This window comes from Thalassobacter sp. HA4-2 (assembly GCF_055693705.1).
This window is the reverse complement of the sequence record NZ_JBVFUK010000001.1, coordinates 895,136-906,985: the sequence shown is the minus strand read 5'-3', so window position 1 is coordinate 906,985 and position 11,850 is coordinate 895,136. Positions and strand designations below refer to the sequence as shown.

15 protein-coding genes are annotated in these 11,850 nt (G+C 64.1%); 7 read left to right on the top strand and 8 right to left on the bottom strand.

The window, feature by feature from the left end; genetic code table 11:
- Window positions 1–430: 430 nt before the first annotated feature.
- Window positions 431–1,345 (bottom strand): FAD-dependent thymidylate synthase, encoded by a 915-nt coding sequence (gene thyX / locus ACZ1G0_RS04670; RefSeq protein WP_472735882.1) that lies wholly within the window; start codon window positions 1,343–1,345, stop codon window positions 431–433.
- Between the two features lie 126 nt (window positions 1,346–1,471).
- Between thyX and ACZ1G0_RS04665 the strand changes: the two genes are divergently transcribed.
- The 5 genes from ACZ1G0_RS04665 to ACZ1G0_RS04645 all read left to right on the top strand — a co-directional run bounded on the left by ACZ1G0_RS04665 (window position 1,472) and on the right by ACZ1G0_RS04645 (window position 4,566).
- Window positions 1,472–1,906 carry a VOC family protein gene (locus tag ACZ1G0_RS04665; RefSeq protein WP_472735881.1) on the top strand — a complete coding sequence of 145 codons (435 nt, stop codon included), beginning with the start codon at window positions 1,472–1,474 and terminating at the stop codon, window positions 1,904–1,906.
- Window positions 1,873–2,613 carry a DUF1194 domain-containing protein gene (locus tag ACZ1G0_RS04660; protein WP_472735880.1) on the top strand — a complete coding sequence of 247 codons (741 nt, stop codon included), beginning with the start codon at window positions 1,873–1,875 and terminating at the stop codon, window positions 2,611–2,613. Before ACZ1G0_RS04665 ends, ACZ1G0_RS04660 begins: the two co-directional genes overlap by 34 nt.
- Window positions 2,610–3,299, top strand: coding sequence for a DUF1194 domain-containing protein (locus tag ACZ1G0_RS04655; protein WP_472735879.1), 690 nt, complete (start codon window positions 2,610–2,612; stop codon window positions 3,297–3,299). The genes ACZ1G0_RS04660 and ACZ1G0_RS04655 overlap by 4 nt, the downstream gene beginning before the upstream one ends.
- Window positions 3,296–3,994, top strand: coding sequence for a DUF1194 domain-containing protein (locus ACZ1G0_RS04650; RefSeq protein ID WP_472735878.1), 699 nt, complete (start codon window positions 3,296–3,298; stop codon window positions 3,992–3,994). Before ACZ1G0_RS04655 ends, ACZ1G0_RS04650 begins: the two co-directional genes overlap by 4 nt.
- A gap of 83 nt (window positions 3,995–4,077) precedes the next feature.
- The gene (locus ACZ1G0_RS04645) at window positions 4,078–4,566 is read left to right on the top strand and encodes a hypothetical protein (protein ID WP_472735877.1); all 489 of its coding nucleotides are present in this window, start codon (window positions 4,078–4,080) and stop codon (window positions 4,564–4,566) included.
- 22 nt (window positions 4,567–4,588) lie between these two features.
- Here ACZ1G0_RS04645 and ACZ1G0_RS04640 read toward each other — a convergent pair whose 3' ends face one another.
- Window positions 4,589–4,936 carry an Mth938-like domain-containing protein gene (locus ACZ1G0_RS04640; RefSeq protein WP_472735876.1) on the bottom strand — a complete coding sequence of 116 codons (348 nt, stop codon included), beginning with the start codon at window positions 4,934–4,936 and terminating at the stop codon, window positions 4,589–4,591.
- A gap of 64 nt (window positions 4,937–5,000) precedes the next feature.
- The gene (locus ACZ1G0_RS04635; protein WP_472735875.1) at window positions 5,001–5,750 is read right to left on the bottom strand and encodes a sulfite exporter TauE/SafE family protein; all 750 of its coding nucleotides are present in this window, start codon (window positions 5,748–5,750) and stop codon (window positions 5,001–5,003) included.
- Window positions 5,751–5,902: 152 nt separating this feature from the next.
- Between ACZ1G0_RS04635 and ACZ1G0_RS04630 the strand changes: the two genes are divergently transcribed.
- Together ACZ1G0_RS04630 and ACZ1G0_RS04625 are read left to right on the top strand one after the other, a co-directional pair.
- Window positions 5,903–6,382, top strand: a complete 480-nt coding sequence (locus ACZ1G0_RS04630; RefSeq protein ID WP_472735874.1) for a hypothetical protein — start codon at window positions 5,903–5,905, stop codon at window positions 6,380–6,382.
- Between the two features lie 37 nt (window positions 6,383–6,419).
- Window positions 6,420–6,908: a hypothetical protein gene (locus ACZ1G0_RS04625; protein WP_472735873.1), complete on the top strand. Its 489-nt coding sequence runs from the start codon at window positions 6,420–6,422 to the stop codon at window positions 6,906–6,908.
- A gap of 52 nt (window positions 6,909–6,960) precedes the next feature.
- On the opposite strand, the gene secF is transcribed toward ACZ1G0_RS04625, so the two are convergent.
- The 5 genes from secF to ACZ1G0_RS04600 form a co-directional block, all read right to left on the bottom strand.
- On the bottom strand, window positions 6,961–7,929 hold the full coding sequence (gene secF, locus ACZ1G0_RS04620) for a protein translocase subunit SecF (protein ID WP_472735872.1): 969 nt from the start codon (window positions 7,927–7,929) through the stop codon (window positions 6,961–6,963).
- Between the two features lies 1 nt (window position 7,930).
- Entirely contained in the window at window positions 7,931–9,595 is a 1,665-nt protein-coding gene (secD, locus tag ACZ1G0_RS04615; protein WP_472735871.1) for a protein translocase subunit SecD, read from the bottom strand.
- 3 nt (window positions 9,596–9,598) lie between these two features.
- Window positions 9,599–9,916: a preprotein translocase subunit YajC gene (gene yajC / locus ACZ1G0_RS04610; protein WP_472735870.1), complete on the bottom strand. Its 318-nt coding sequence runs from the start codon at window positions 9,914–9,916 to the stop codon at window positions 9,599–9,601.
- Window positions 9,917–10,045: 129 nt separating this feature from the next.
- A complete protein-coding gene (locus ACZ1G0_RS04605; RefSeq protein ID WP_472735869.1) occupies window positions 10,046–10,450 on the bottom strand; it encodes an ankyrin repeat domain-containing protein in 405 nt (134 codons plus the stop codon).
- 80 nt (window positions 10,451–10,530) lie between these two features.
- A complete protein-coding gene (locus tag ACZ1G0_RS04600) occupies window positions 10,531–11,730 on the bottom strand; it encodes a PAAR domain-containing protein (protein ID WP_472735868.1) in 1,200 nt (399 codons plus the stop codon).
- Window positions 11,731–11,850: the final 120 nt, after the last annotated feature.

The window sequence follows — 11,850 nt, the reverse complement described above, 5'->3', positions numbered from 1 at the left end:
GACCGCTAACCGGGCTGGGGCGAAGTACGTCGCCCCAGACAACGCCCCAGACAACACCCGAGGCCGCCGAATTTAGACGGCCATCACGGTGAAGGCAGCGCCCGCATCCGCGCTGCGGCGAAACTCGCCCAATTGCGCACATCCCGCCAATGCAGCGATCAAAGCTAAGGCAGCGATTAGTTTAAAAGGCATGCGATACCCTCCCCACACAGTTCTCGATTCGGAAACAATTCAGTCACCATAGGGAAACAGCACCACGCCCCGAGCGCAATGCCCAACACAGGCCATTGCTGTGCCCATAGAGGTATTACGCCGTCCGCTGGGTCAAAACCACTGCTCACTGGGTCACGTATTTTGAAGCCCTAGTCGCCCTGCTTTTGCACACGACAAAACCAGAACGCCTGTGGTTCAGGACCGCTTCGCGCCCGCGCTAGGCGTCCAACCCCCACTGCGCCGCGAACTCGCGCCATTCGCCTTTGGACATGCCGCTGTCCTCTTGGGTGACTGTCTCGCCCGCGATCAGACGTTTGAGCGCCGCGACGCCGCGTCCTGACACGCTGGCGGCGTCCATGCGGTAATCCTCGAACGCGCCATAGGCCGCGGGCACCCAATCCTTGACCACGTTGCAGATCGCGTCTGCATAGACCCGGATTTCATATTGCGCATGGGAGTCGGCGCGCAGCCGCAGGAAGTGGAACAGGTTGTGCAGGTCCACCTTCCAATACCACTGGGTGTAGACATTGGCGGGCAGGTTCATCCGCGCCAGCTCCCGGGCAAGGCCGTCCTGACCCTCCTGGCTGATCATCGCCTCGTAGTTGTCGTAGGCGCGGTTGCTGTCGGCCTTCAGGATCTCCAGCACCCGGGCGGCCTCCTCGCCCTGCAGGGTCTGGCCGCGCCCTTGGTTGTTCACCACGGACTGGGCCTGCAAATCGTCCATGGCGGGGATGTAGAATTCCCGGTCCAGGATCGAATAGCGGGCGGAGTATTCGTTTACGTTCGCCGTGCGGTGGCGGATCCACTGGCGGGCCACGAACACGGGCAATTTGACGTGCAGCTTGATCTCGCACATCTCGAACGGGGTCGAATGCCAGTGCCGCATCAGATAGCGGATCAGCCCCTCGTCGTTCTGCACCGACTTGGTGCCCTTGCCATAGGAGACCCTAGCGGCCTGCGTGATGGCGGCATCATCGCCCATGTAGTCGATGACCCGCACGAACCCATGATCCAGCACGGGGATCGGCGTGTACAAATGCTGCTCCATGCCCGGGGCCACGGCGCGTAAGGTCGGCTGCGTCTCGGCGCGCAGCGCGGCAATCTCGGCCTGTTGGTCTTCGGTCATCGACATCGGCAGATCTCCAGATTCGGAATCACAATATCTTGAGACCCTACCCCCCTTGGCACATGTCTAAAGCCCGTGCTTGCGCCCTGCGACCAACGGCCTACCATCCATTAAGACATATAAGGAGCCGACATGCCCATCGAATATCTACACACCATGGTGCGGGTCAAAGACCTCGACGCCTCGATCGCGTTCTACAAATTGCTGGGGTTGGTGGAACGACGCCGCACGGATCACGAAGGCGGGCGTTTCACACTGGTGTTCCTGTGCCCGCCGGGCCGTCAGGACGGCACCGCGGATGTGGAGCTGACCTACAACTGGGACGGCGACGACGCGCTGCCCAGCGACAGCCGCCACTTCGGCCACCTGGCCTACACGGTCGACAACATCTATGACACTTGCCAGCACCTGATGGACAACGGCGTGACCATCAACCGCCCGCCCCGCGATGGGCACATGGCGTTTGTGCGCAGCCCCGACAACATCTCGATCGAGTTGTTGCAAAAGGGCGACCGGTTGCCCCCGGCAGAGCCTTGGGCCTCCATGGAAAACACGGGCCATTGGTAAGCCGTGCCTTACTGATTGCCCTCACCCTTTGGGGCGGCAGCCCGGTGCAGGCCTGCCGCCTTGCGCTGGTGCTGGCCTTCGACGTCTCTTCCTCGGTGGAACCCGCAGAGGATCGCATCCAGCGCGACGGGATGGCGGCGGCGCTGCGCAACCCTGACGTGATCGCCACCCTGCTGGCCCGCCCCGAGGAACCGGTGGCCCTGGCGGCGTTTGAATGGTCAGGCACCTACCATCAGGTGACGATCCTGGATTGGACCCTGCTTGACAGTCCCGCCTCCATCACCCGCGCCGCCGACACCATCGCCGCCAGCCCCCGCCGCTTCCGGGAATTTCCCACAGCGGTGGGCGAGGCCTTGGCCCACGCCGACCGCCTGCTGGCCCGCAACCCCGGATGCCTGTACCAGACCGTCGATATCAGCGGCGACGGTGTCCAGAACGAAGGGCGCGCCGTGGCGCAGGTCTACGCCACAGGGGCGCTGTCCTTTGCCACGGTCAACGCCCTGACCATCCTTGGCACCCGCACCATGGGGACGCCCATGATCTCGGCCAGCTATGACCGCGACCTGATCGGGTTTTACGAAGGCCAGGTAATCAAGGGCCCCGGCGCCTTTGTGGAAACCGCCGACGGGTTCACGGATTTCGCCGACGCCTTCCAGCGCAAACTGCTGCGCGAATTGTCTGTCCAAGTGATCGGAGACCTGAGATGAGAGTGCTTGTCCTTGCCCTGCTGCTGGCCTTGGCCACCGCCCCCGCCCAGGCCTGTCGTCTGGCCCTTGCCCTTGGGTTCGACATCTCGTCGTCGGTGAACGCGCAAGAGGATGACCTGCAACGCCAAGGCATCGCATGGGCGCTGCGCCAGCCGGACGTGCAGGCCGCGATCCTGGGCGGCGACCCCATCGCGCTGGCGGTGTTTGAATGGTCGGGCCGCTGGCAACAGGATCTGGTGCTGGACTGGATGATGCTGACCAGCCCCGCCGATATCGAACGCGCCGCCGGGATCATCGCGGGCAGCACCCGCAGCTATGCCGATTTCCCCACGGCCGTGGGCGAGGCGCTGTCCTACGCCGACGCCCTGTTGGCCCGCGCGCCCGCCTGTTCGTTCCAGACCCTCGACCTGTCCGGCGATGGCATCCAGAACGAGGGGCGCGAACCGCCCGCCGTCTACGGCACCGGTGCCCTGCGTCTGGCCACAGTGAACGGGCTGGTGATCCTCGGGGCGCAGGACAGTCTGGTCTATGACGCATGGCTGATGGAGTACTACCGCGAAAACGTCCTGCACGGCCCGCTGGCCTTTCTGGAAGTGGCCGAGACCTTTGCGGATTTTCCGGCCGTCATGGCCCGCAAACTGATCCGCGAAACGGCAACGCAGGTGGTTGGGCGGCTGGCGGAATGATCCGCGCACTGGCCCTTGGCGCGGCGCTGCTGACCGGTGCGGCCCAGGCACAGACCTGCCGCCAAGCGCTGGTCCTCGCCCTGGACGTATCGGGCAGCGTGGACACCGCCGAATACCGCCTGCAACGCGAAGGGCTGGCCGCCGCCCTGACCACACCCGAGGTGCGCGCGGCGCTGTTGTCCACCCCGGCCTTTCCCGTGCACATCGCCGTGTTCGAATGGGCGGGGGCCGTGGATCAAACGCTGGTTATCGACTGGACCCCCGTGACCGAGGCGACGCTGCCCGCAATCGCCACCACCCTTGCCACGGCACGGGGGCGGCCCGACAGCCGCTCGACCGCCTTGGGCGGGGCGATGGCCTATGCGGCGGACCTGTTTGCGCGCGGCCCCGACTGCCCCATGCGCACGCTGGACATCAGTGCCGATGGCAAGAACAACGACGCGCCCAGCGTGTCCCGGGGGCGTGACCGCCTGCCCGGCGTGACGATCAATGCCCTGACCATCGGGGCCGATCCCTTGCGCGCTGGCGACGAACGGCAGGTCCACGTGGCCGAACTGTCCGCCTACTACAGGCGTGGCGTGATTCAAGGCCCCGGGGCCTTTGTCGAGGTCGCCCTGGGCTACGACGACTACGCCCGCGCCATGGCCCGCAAACTGCTGCGCGAGGTGCAGACCATGGTGTTTGGCGCGCGTTGAACGGCCCGAGAACTCCGCAAAGCTGCCACGATTGTGCCCTGATCCACCGTTACATCCGGCGCTGACAACGAAAGGGTACAACCATGACTGATTCCTTCCTGACATCCGACTCCGGCGCGGTCACCGTGGACTGGGTCGTCCTGACCGCAGCCCTCGTGGGCCTTGGCCTTGCCACCATGGGCGTGGTGTCGGGCGGCGTGAAAGATCTGTCAACCGACGTTCAAACCGAACTGAAAGCGGACGGTATCATCAAAGCATCCTTCGCCTCTGCGATCGCGCGCCAGTTCGGTGTGCACAGCACCAACTTTGACGACGGCTACGACAAGGTCACCACCGCCATCGCCGCAGCCCAGGACCCGAAAAGCACGGCTTACGACGAACTGGCGGCATCGCTGAAACAAGCGGAGGGCTTCCTCGCCGAGACGGACAGCATGCAGGCCGCCGCAGCCGCCATGGGCAAGGCCCAAGCCTCGCTCGACTGGATCAACGCCCAGCCACACGATTTCGACGCCAGCGAGCAACAGCAGAAATTCGACGCGCTTCTTGCAGACTACAAAAAGCGCAACAGCTGATCCATTTTCGCTGCCAGCACCCCTACACCGGGCGCGCTGCCAGCGCGACGCGCCGCCCCTCGCCCAGCAAGACGTTATACGTGCGGCATGCCGCAGGGGAGTTCATGACCTCCAACCCCATGCCCGCCTCTTCTACAGCGGCGCGCAAGGCCGGGTCCGCATGGGCGATCTCGGCACCTGTACCCAGAAAGATCACGTCAATGTCCCCCGCCAGCGCCAGCAGAGCCTCTGTACCGCCATCCCAGACCGATACCGCCTCGGGCGTCAGCAGCAGCGCACCTTCGATCACATTGGATCCCACGCGGAAAAACCCAGGGCCGTAGCCCTCGACCGGGGTGCCTTCGTCGAATTGAACATCTACCAGTTTCATCGTCGCGCCTCCTGCGGGGTGGTTCGGCTTGGATATAGCCGGGGCGCGGGCAAAGCAAAACCCGCTAGCCCCAAATCGGCAGTCCCAGCAGGGCCGCCCCGGCGATCAACAGGTAGCCAACCCGGCGATAGGCCCCCTCTTGCGCAGGGTTGAATAGGCGTGCGCCGGCCCAGATGGCCACCAGAAACACCGGCGTCATCAAGGCACCAAAGGCGACAGGGCCCAGCACCCAGTCCCCCCGCAAGGTCAGGGTCACGGCAAAGACCACGTCAAACATCAACAGCGCCAGCATCAGGGACGCCCGGATCACCGCGGGTGGCAAGGGCCGCGCCATGTAGGACAGGATCAGGGGCGGACCGGGCAGACCCGCGATCCCACCCGTCAGACCCGCCGCCGCCCCGATGCCGTAAACCGCGCGCGGCCCCACCACGCCTTGATAGCGCCAGCCGGTGATCAGGGCAGCCAGCATGCCAAGGGCCAGCGCACTGATGATCCAGCGCACCGTGTCCGGGGCCAGCACGGCCATGGCAGACAGGCCCAAGGGCAGCCCCACCACCAGCCCCACCCCGATCCGCGCCACATCGCGCGGATGACCCGTGCGCAGGGCACTGGGCACTTGGGGGATGGGGCCGATCAGGTCCATGATCGTCAGCACGATCAGCGCGTGCAGGGGCGGCATCACGGTGCTGGCCACGGGCATGAAGATCAGCGCCGTGCCAAACCCCGAAAACCCGCGCACAAGGCCCGCCACCACCGCCGCCGCGACGACAACGGGCCAGCCCGGAAACAGCGCAAGTGCAAGGATATGGTCCATAAACGGCCCCTTTCAGCGCCCTGACCATGGCCCGGATCAGGACGCCTTGAAACCCATCATTTAGACATAAATCAGCACCAATTTAGCCCGCCCCTGCCATAAATCCGCCGTACTGCGGCGTTAGCACTGCCCGGTAAGATAAAGGTAGGTGTATGGTTCATTTTGTTACAGACGAGTCCGGCGCAGTCACCGTTGACTGGGTTGTGCTGACAGCAGCCGTCGCAGGCATGGGCCTTGCGACGATATCCGTCGTGTCGGACGGGTTGGAAAACCTGTCCAAGGACATCTCTGCGGAATTGACAGGCACCCGCATCTCCACCGCGTTTCCGGGGCTGCCCTTTGCGACCTGGACACCGCTGAATTCCGCGTCATGGGACAATGCCGTCTCAGAGATCGCAGCCATCACCACAGACACCGCCTTGATCAAGCTTTGGGAACAGGAAGTTGGCGATTTCCAGATTGCGCTGGAGGGGGCAAACGCAACCCTGACCGGCGGGGAACTGGACAACCTGATCCTGATCCAACAGCAGGCGCACAAGATCAACTATGGCGGTTCGGTGAAAATCGACGCGGCAGAGTTTCTGGAAGCCTACGAAAAGAAATATGGCCCGATCAACGCAAGCGGCACGTGACCATAGCGTTCCTGCCCCTCAAGAAAGGAAGAATTCCATGACACATTTCACAACAGATGAAACCGGCGCAGTCACGGTGGACTGGGTCGTCCTGACCGCAGCGCTCGTGGGCCTCGGCCTTGCGACCATGGGCGTCGTGTCCAGCGGGATCGAGGATCTGTCCGGCGATGTGAAAACCGAATTGTCCCGCGACGACATCATCAAGTCGTCCTTCGAAGTGGTGCCTGAAAACTGGACGGCCTATCAGGTCAACGATCAAGACTGGTACGACCAATACCTAGGCTACGCGGCCACTTATTCTAGCACCCCGGGCAAACTCAAGACAGAGTTGGATGCCCACCTGAACCTTGCCGAAGACTACCTTGATGGCACCGAAGTGATGTTCACAGATGAAGATGTCCTTCTGGAACTCGATTCCGCCCTCGCCTACCTAGATTACGCCGAGACAAACCCCGGCACCCTAGACGATCTGGCTGGCGAACGTGCGCGGTTCGAAAAGATCTACCAAGACCTGCAAAACATATAGGCTTCGACACTGCCTGTCCCGAAATGCGGGGCCCCGAAAGGACCCTGCGCCGTTACGCGTCCACCTTGCCGAACTGGGTGCCTGCCCCGCCCTCGGGTTTCTTCGGCTCGCGGGTGACGCCCAGCCACAGGACCACGTTCTTGGCCACGTAGACAGAACTGTACGTCCCCACCAACACGCCCCACAGGATCGCAAAGACGAACCCGCGGATCACGTCACCGCCCAGGATAATCAGCGCCAGCAGCGCAATGATCGTGGTGACAGAGGTCATCAGGGTCCGCGACAAGGTCTCGTTCACGGACCGGTTCATGACCTCGATCAGGGGGGATTTCTTGTACTTGATCAGGTTCTCGCGCAGGCGGTCAAAGATCACCACCGTGTCGTTGATCGAATAGCCCAGCACCGTCAGCAACGCCGCGATGGTGGCCAGATCGAAGCGGATTTGCAGTAGGCTGAAAATGCCGATGGTCAGCAACACGTCGTGCACAAGGGCCGCGACCGCGCCCACGGAAAACTGCCACTCGAACCGCAACCAGATGTAGATCAGCATCGCGCCAATCGCCGCCGCCAAGGCAAGGATCGCCGTTTGCACCAATTCGCCCGACACCTTGGGCCCCACGGATTCCACCGAAGGGAAGGTCATGGCCGGATAGACCGTGCGCAGGGCCGCCTCGACGGCGGCGATGGTTTCGGGTGTCACGCTTTCCTCGCCGTCCTGAGCCTGGATACGGACCATGGCGACGTGCTGATCCTCTGCAAAGGTGGGGTCAAAAACCTCTGTGATGGTGACATCGCCCAGATCCAACTGCTCCAACGCGGCGCGGTAGTCTGCCACGTCCACGGGTTCCGACGCCTCGGTCCGGATGGTGGTGCCGCCCAGAAAGTCGATGCCGAAGTTCAGGCCCATGCCGATCCACGCCACAAGGCTGACCACCATGGCAAAGGCGGAAATCCCCACGGTGATGTGGCGGAACCGGAAAAAGTCGTAGTTGGTTTCGGCGGGCACAAGTTTCAGGCGCATCTCACACCTCCAGCTGTTTGGGGCGTTTGCGGTCGTAGTAGATCACCACGATCAGGCGCGTGACGAACAGGGCCGTGAACACGGATGTGATGATCCCGATCCCCAGCGTGATCGAGAACCCCCGCACCGGGCCAGAGCCCAAGGCGAACAGGATCACCGCAATGATGAAGGTGGTGATATTGGCGTCCAGAATGGCCGACATAGCCTTTTCGTAGCCCAGGTCGATGGCACGGGCGACGGCCTTGGGCTGGCGGCGCAGCTCCTCTCGGATCCGCTCGAACACCAGCACGTTGGCGTCCACGGCCATACCGATGGTCAACACGATCCCCGCGATGCCCGGCAGGGTCAGGGTGCCCCCGATCAGGGACAGAAAGGCCACGATCAGCGCGATATTGACCCCAAGGGCCGCCGTGGCGAACAGGCCGAACAGGCCGTAGCTGGCCACCATGAAGAACACCACTGCCACCAGCGCGACAGTCGCCGCGATCTGGCCTGCGTCGATGCTGTCCTGGCCCAACTCGGGCCCGATGGTGCGTTCCTCCAGGAACACCATCTCGGCGGGCAAGGCGCCTGCGCGCAGCTGGATCGACAGGTTCGTGGCCTCGGTCACGCTGAAATTGCCGGTGATCTGGCCCGACCCGCCGGTGATGGCGTCGCGGATGGTAGGGGCGGTGACGACGTGGTTGTCCAGCACCACCGCAAAGGGGCTGCCGATATTCTCGGAGGTGTAGATCCCGAACGCCCGCGCCCCGCTGGCGTTGAACCGGAAGGTCACGGCGGGCAGGCCGTTCTGGTCAAAGGCCGACTGGCTGTCCACCAGATCGTCACCCGTCACCACGGGGGTCTGTTCCAGCACATAGTACCGCCCGTCCTCGGCCTGATCGGGCACAAGGATCTGCCGCCCCTGCAAGGGCGCGTTCGGATCGCCCGTGACAGCCACAACCGGGTGGAAGGTCAGCTTGGCCGTGGTCCCGATCAACTCTTTCAATTCCGTGGCCGACCCGATGCCCGGCACCTGGATCAGGATCCGGTCGGTGCCTTGGCGCTGGATGGTGGGTTCGCGGGTGCCCGCCTCGTCCACCCGGCGGCGGATGATTTCAAGCGATTGCTGCATGGTACGGTCGTCGGTCGCCGCACGCTCCGCCTCGGACAGGGTCACGGTCAGAACGTCGCCGCTGCCCGACACCTCGATGTCCGAGGACCCAACGCCGCTGAAACTGACAAGGGGTTGCGCCAGTCCGCGCACCACTTCCACCGCGCGGGCCATACCCTCGGGGGTGCCGATGCGCACGCGCAACTCTGCGTCCGGGCTGGGCAGGCGGCGGATGGTGCCCACCGTGGCCCGCTCGTCCCGAAGGGCATCGCGGACGGTGACCCAATAGCTGTCGATACGGGTGGCGTAGACGTCCGCCACCTGCACCTCGGCCAACAGATGCGCCCCGCCCCGCAGGTCCAGCCCCAGGTTCATCAACCGGTTCGGCAGGATATCGGGCCATTCCGCCCGCGCAGCCTCGAGCTGGGCGCCGGTCGCGCCCGCCTCGATCGCCGCCACCGCATCATTGTGACGCTCCACGGGGCCGTAGAACGCATTGGGCAAGGCCATCAGCAGGCCTGCCAGACATACCCCCAAGATCAGGAGGCGCTTCCAAAGGGGGATGTCGAGCATGTCTTAGGTCGCCGGTTCAGATTTGCTGATCACGTTCACAAGCGTGGACCGCACAACCCGGACCTTGACGCCATCGGCGATTTCAACCTCGACCTCGTCACCCTCTTTGACCTTCACGACCTTGCCGTAAAGACCACCCTGGGTGATCACCTGATCCCCGCGCCGCACGGCATCGACCATGGCCTTATGCTCTTTGAGCTTCTTTTGCTGGGGGCGGATCAACAGGAAATACATGATCGCAAAGATCAGGATCAGGGGCACAAAGCTGCCAAGGGCACCGGCACCACCGGCGGCTTGGGCGTAGGCTGGAGTCACGAACATCAGATGGGTCCTTTTTCAAAGTCGCGGCACGTTAAGACGCAGGTGGGCCAGACGCAACCCGGATGCAAGGGGCTTTGCGCCCAAAGCGGCGCCAAAGCACGCGCAGACCCCGCCCGCCATGCGCGACACCTATGGGGTGGGCGGCCACTGCCCCTTGTCGCGCATCGCCTTCACCTCGGCCGGTTCATAAATACGGGCCATTGCCCCCTGCGCCTGCAGGGCCGCGCGCACCCGGGCCAGGGCCTGCCCCGTCGCTCCGGTTTCGGGCACGGTCGAGGTCTGCACCAAATAGGGCAGCGTAAAACCGCGCCGGTCGCTGGCCCGGGGATTCGCGCCCTTGGCCAACAACAACTCCACCCCGATCCAGTTGTTGGACACCGCCGCCTTGATCAGCGGCGTGGCCTGCTGGAACCCCTCGACCTCGATGTCGGCCCCGGCGGCCAGCAAGGCGCGCACCCCGTCGTAGTCATCCTGGGCGAGGCGCCAAAAAATAATCGGCAGCCCGTCGGGACCCTTTGCAGTGATATCAACCATGTCTTGCGCCCTTCCTTGCGACAGAAACATCCATGCCGCGCCTATGCCCAAAAGCAAAGCACTCGCGCCTATGATCCAACCTATCCGCATCCGTTTTCCTGCTGCGCATCGCGGATCTGCTGTTCCTCGACCTTGAGGGCCTTGCCCAATTCGTCCGTGCCGTGAAAGCGCAACTGCTGGTTCGCCTTTTCCTTTGCGGCCTGTTCCGCACGCGCGATCCGCCGCTCCACCGCGTCGGGGATCCAATCGTTGGAGGGCTGCCGCAGTGGGACGCGGTCGCTCGCGGCCCATTCCTCGGTTGCGGGATACCGGCGGCGGTTGCCCACGGCATCGGCGGCCCATGTGGCATCCTGCAAACTGTTCAACGGATCCTCGTTGAGGGAATAGGCCTCCACCCCGCCGGTCGCGGCACCATACCGGTCCATGGTCCCCTGCGACAGACCCGCCGCATTGAACGTCCGCGCCGGGGCCCCCGTTGTCGCCGCCGCGGTCGCGGCCAACCCGCCCCCCAAAGAATGGCCCGTGTAACTGACCCGACCGGGGGCCGCCGCGCTGGCCGTGCGCCCGATCTCGGCGGCGCGGTCGTAATAGGCGCTTTCCATCCCGGCCCCTTGGGTCAGGTTCTGCCCCCAATCCCGTGCGGTCTGTGTCCCGCGAAACCCCACGGTGTAATGGTCCGCGCCGGTCAGGGGATCCGTGTTAACAAAAACGGTGCTGCTGAAATCACTGTCTGGCAGATGCGTCAGATCGGTGGTCCCGTCATGCAGGCCAATCGCCTCCAGGTCGGCCTGTGTTGCGCGGCGATAGCCATCGGGCAGGGGCGCATCGGGATCATAGGTGGCCGCAGCCAGTTGCAGGTCGGTCTGGGCGGCTTGGTTTTCGTGCAACGCCTGACCAAGGGCCACACAGACCGGCGACATGATCCCGGCTGCAGCGCCGCCCCCGGCCCCGCCTTTGGTTCCGATCAGGACCGTCGGCTCCCCTTTCAGGATCGCGCCGCCCTTGGCGGTGGGGTCGGTCATGCGGGCGGCAGGCAGTTTGCCCACCAGCACGGTCGGCGACCCGAAGGCAATTGGATCGGGCGGGCCTGCACAGACACACACATCCGACAGACGCGCTTGCGGCATCTTTCCCGTCAGAACCGTAAACTCCCCCTTCACGATCGGGGCCGGCACCCCAAAGCACAGGGGACACAGGTGCGGATCGGTAAGACGTGCAGCGGGTAGATTGGCCAAGGTGATCTCTGACAAGCTTTGGGCTGTAGCGTTCCACAGGACCACGGTGTTTTCAAGCGCGTGCTATGCCCTGTGTTTCCCCAAACAGCCCGGCCCCCGCCCCCCTGTCTGGTTTGCGTATGCATGGGCGAGGTGCGGGGCGCGTTTCGGGGGGCTTTTCGGGGG

Coding starts and splice junctions, on each gene's coding strand:
- ACZ1G0_RS04635 (WP_472735875.1), bottom strand. CDS start 5,750: ATGGACCATATCCTTGCACTTGCGCTGTTTCCGGGCTGGCCCGTTGTC.
- thyX (WP_472735882.1), bottom strand. CDS start 1,345: ATGTCGATGACCGAAGACCAACAGGCCGAGATTGCCGCGCTGCGCGCC.
- ACZ1G0_RS04640 (WP_472735876.1), bottom strand. CDS start 4,936: ATGAAACTGGTAGATGTTCAATTCGACGAAGGCACCCCGGTCGAGGGC.
- yajC (WP_472735870.1), bottom strand. CDS start 9,916: ATGTTCGTGACTCCAGCCTACGCCCAAGCCGCCGGTGGTGCCGGTGCC.
- ACZ1G0_RS04630 (WP_472735874.1), top strand. CDS start 5,903: ATGGTTCATTTTGTTACAGACGAGTCCGGCGCAGTCACCGTTGACTGG.
- ACZ1G0_RS04625 (WP_472735873.1), top strand. CDS start 6,420: ATGACACATTTCACAACAGATGAAACCGGCGCAGTCACGGTGGACTGG.
- ACZ1G0_RS04605 (WP_472735869.1), bottom strand. CDS start 10,450: ATGGTTGATATCACTGCAAAGGGTCCCGACGGGCTGCCGATTATTTTT.
- ACZ1G0_RS04645 (WP_472735877.1), top strand. CDS start 4,078: ATGACTGATTCCTTCCTGACATCCGACTCCGGCGCGGTCACCGTGGAC.
- ACZ1G0_RS04665 (WP_472735881.1), top strand. CDS start 1,472: ATGCCCATCGAATATCTACACACCATGGTGCGGGTCAAAGACCTCGAC.
- secD (WP_472735871.1), bottom strand. CDS start 9,595: ATGCTCGACATCCCCCTTTGGAAGCGCCTCCTGATCTTGGGGGTATGT.
- secF (WP_472735872.1), bottom strand. CDS start 7,929: ATGCGCCTGAAACTTGTGCCCGCCGAAACCAACTACGACTTTTTCCGG.
- ACZ1G0_RS04655 (WP_472735879.1), top strand. CDS start 2,610: ATGAGAGTGCTTGTCCTTGCCCTGCTGCTGGCCTTGGCCACCGCCCCC.
- ACZ1G0_RS04650 (WP_472735878.1), top strand. CDS start 3,296: ATGATCCGCGCACTGGCCCTTGGCGCGGCGCTGCTGACCGGTGCGGCC.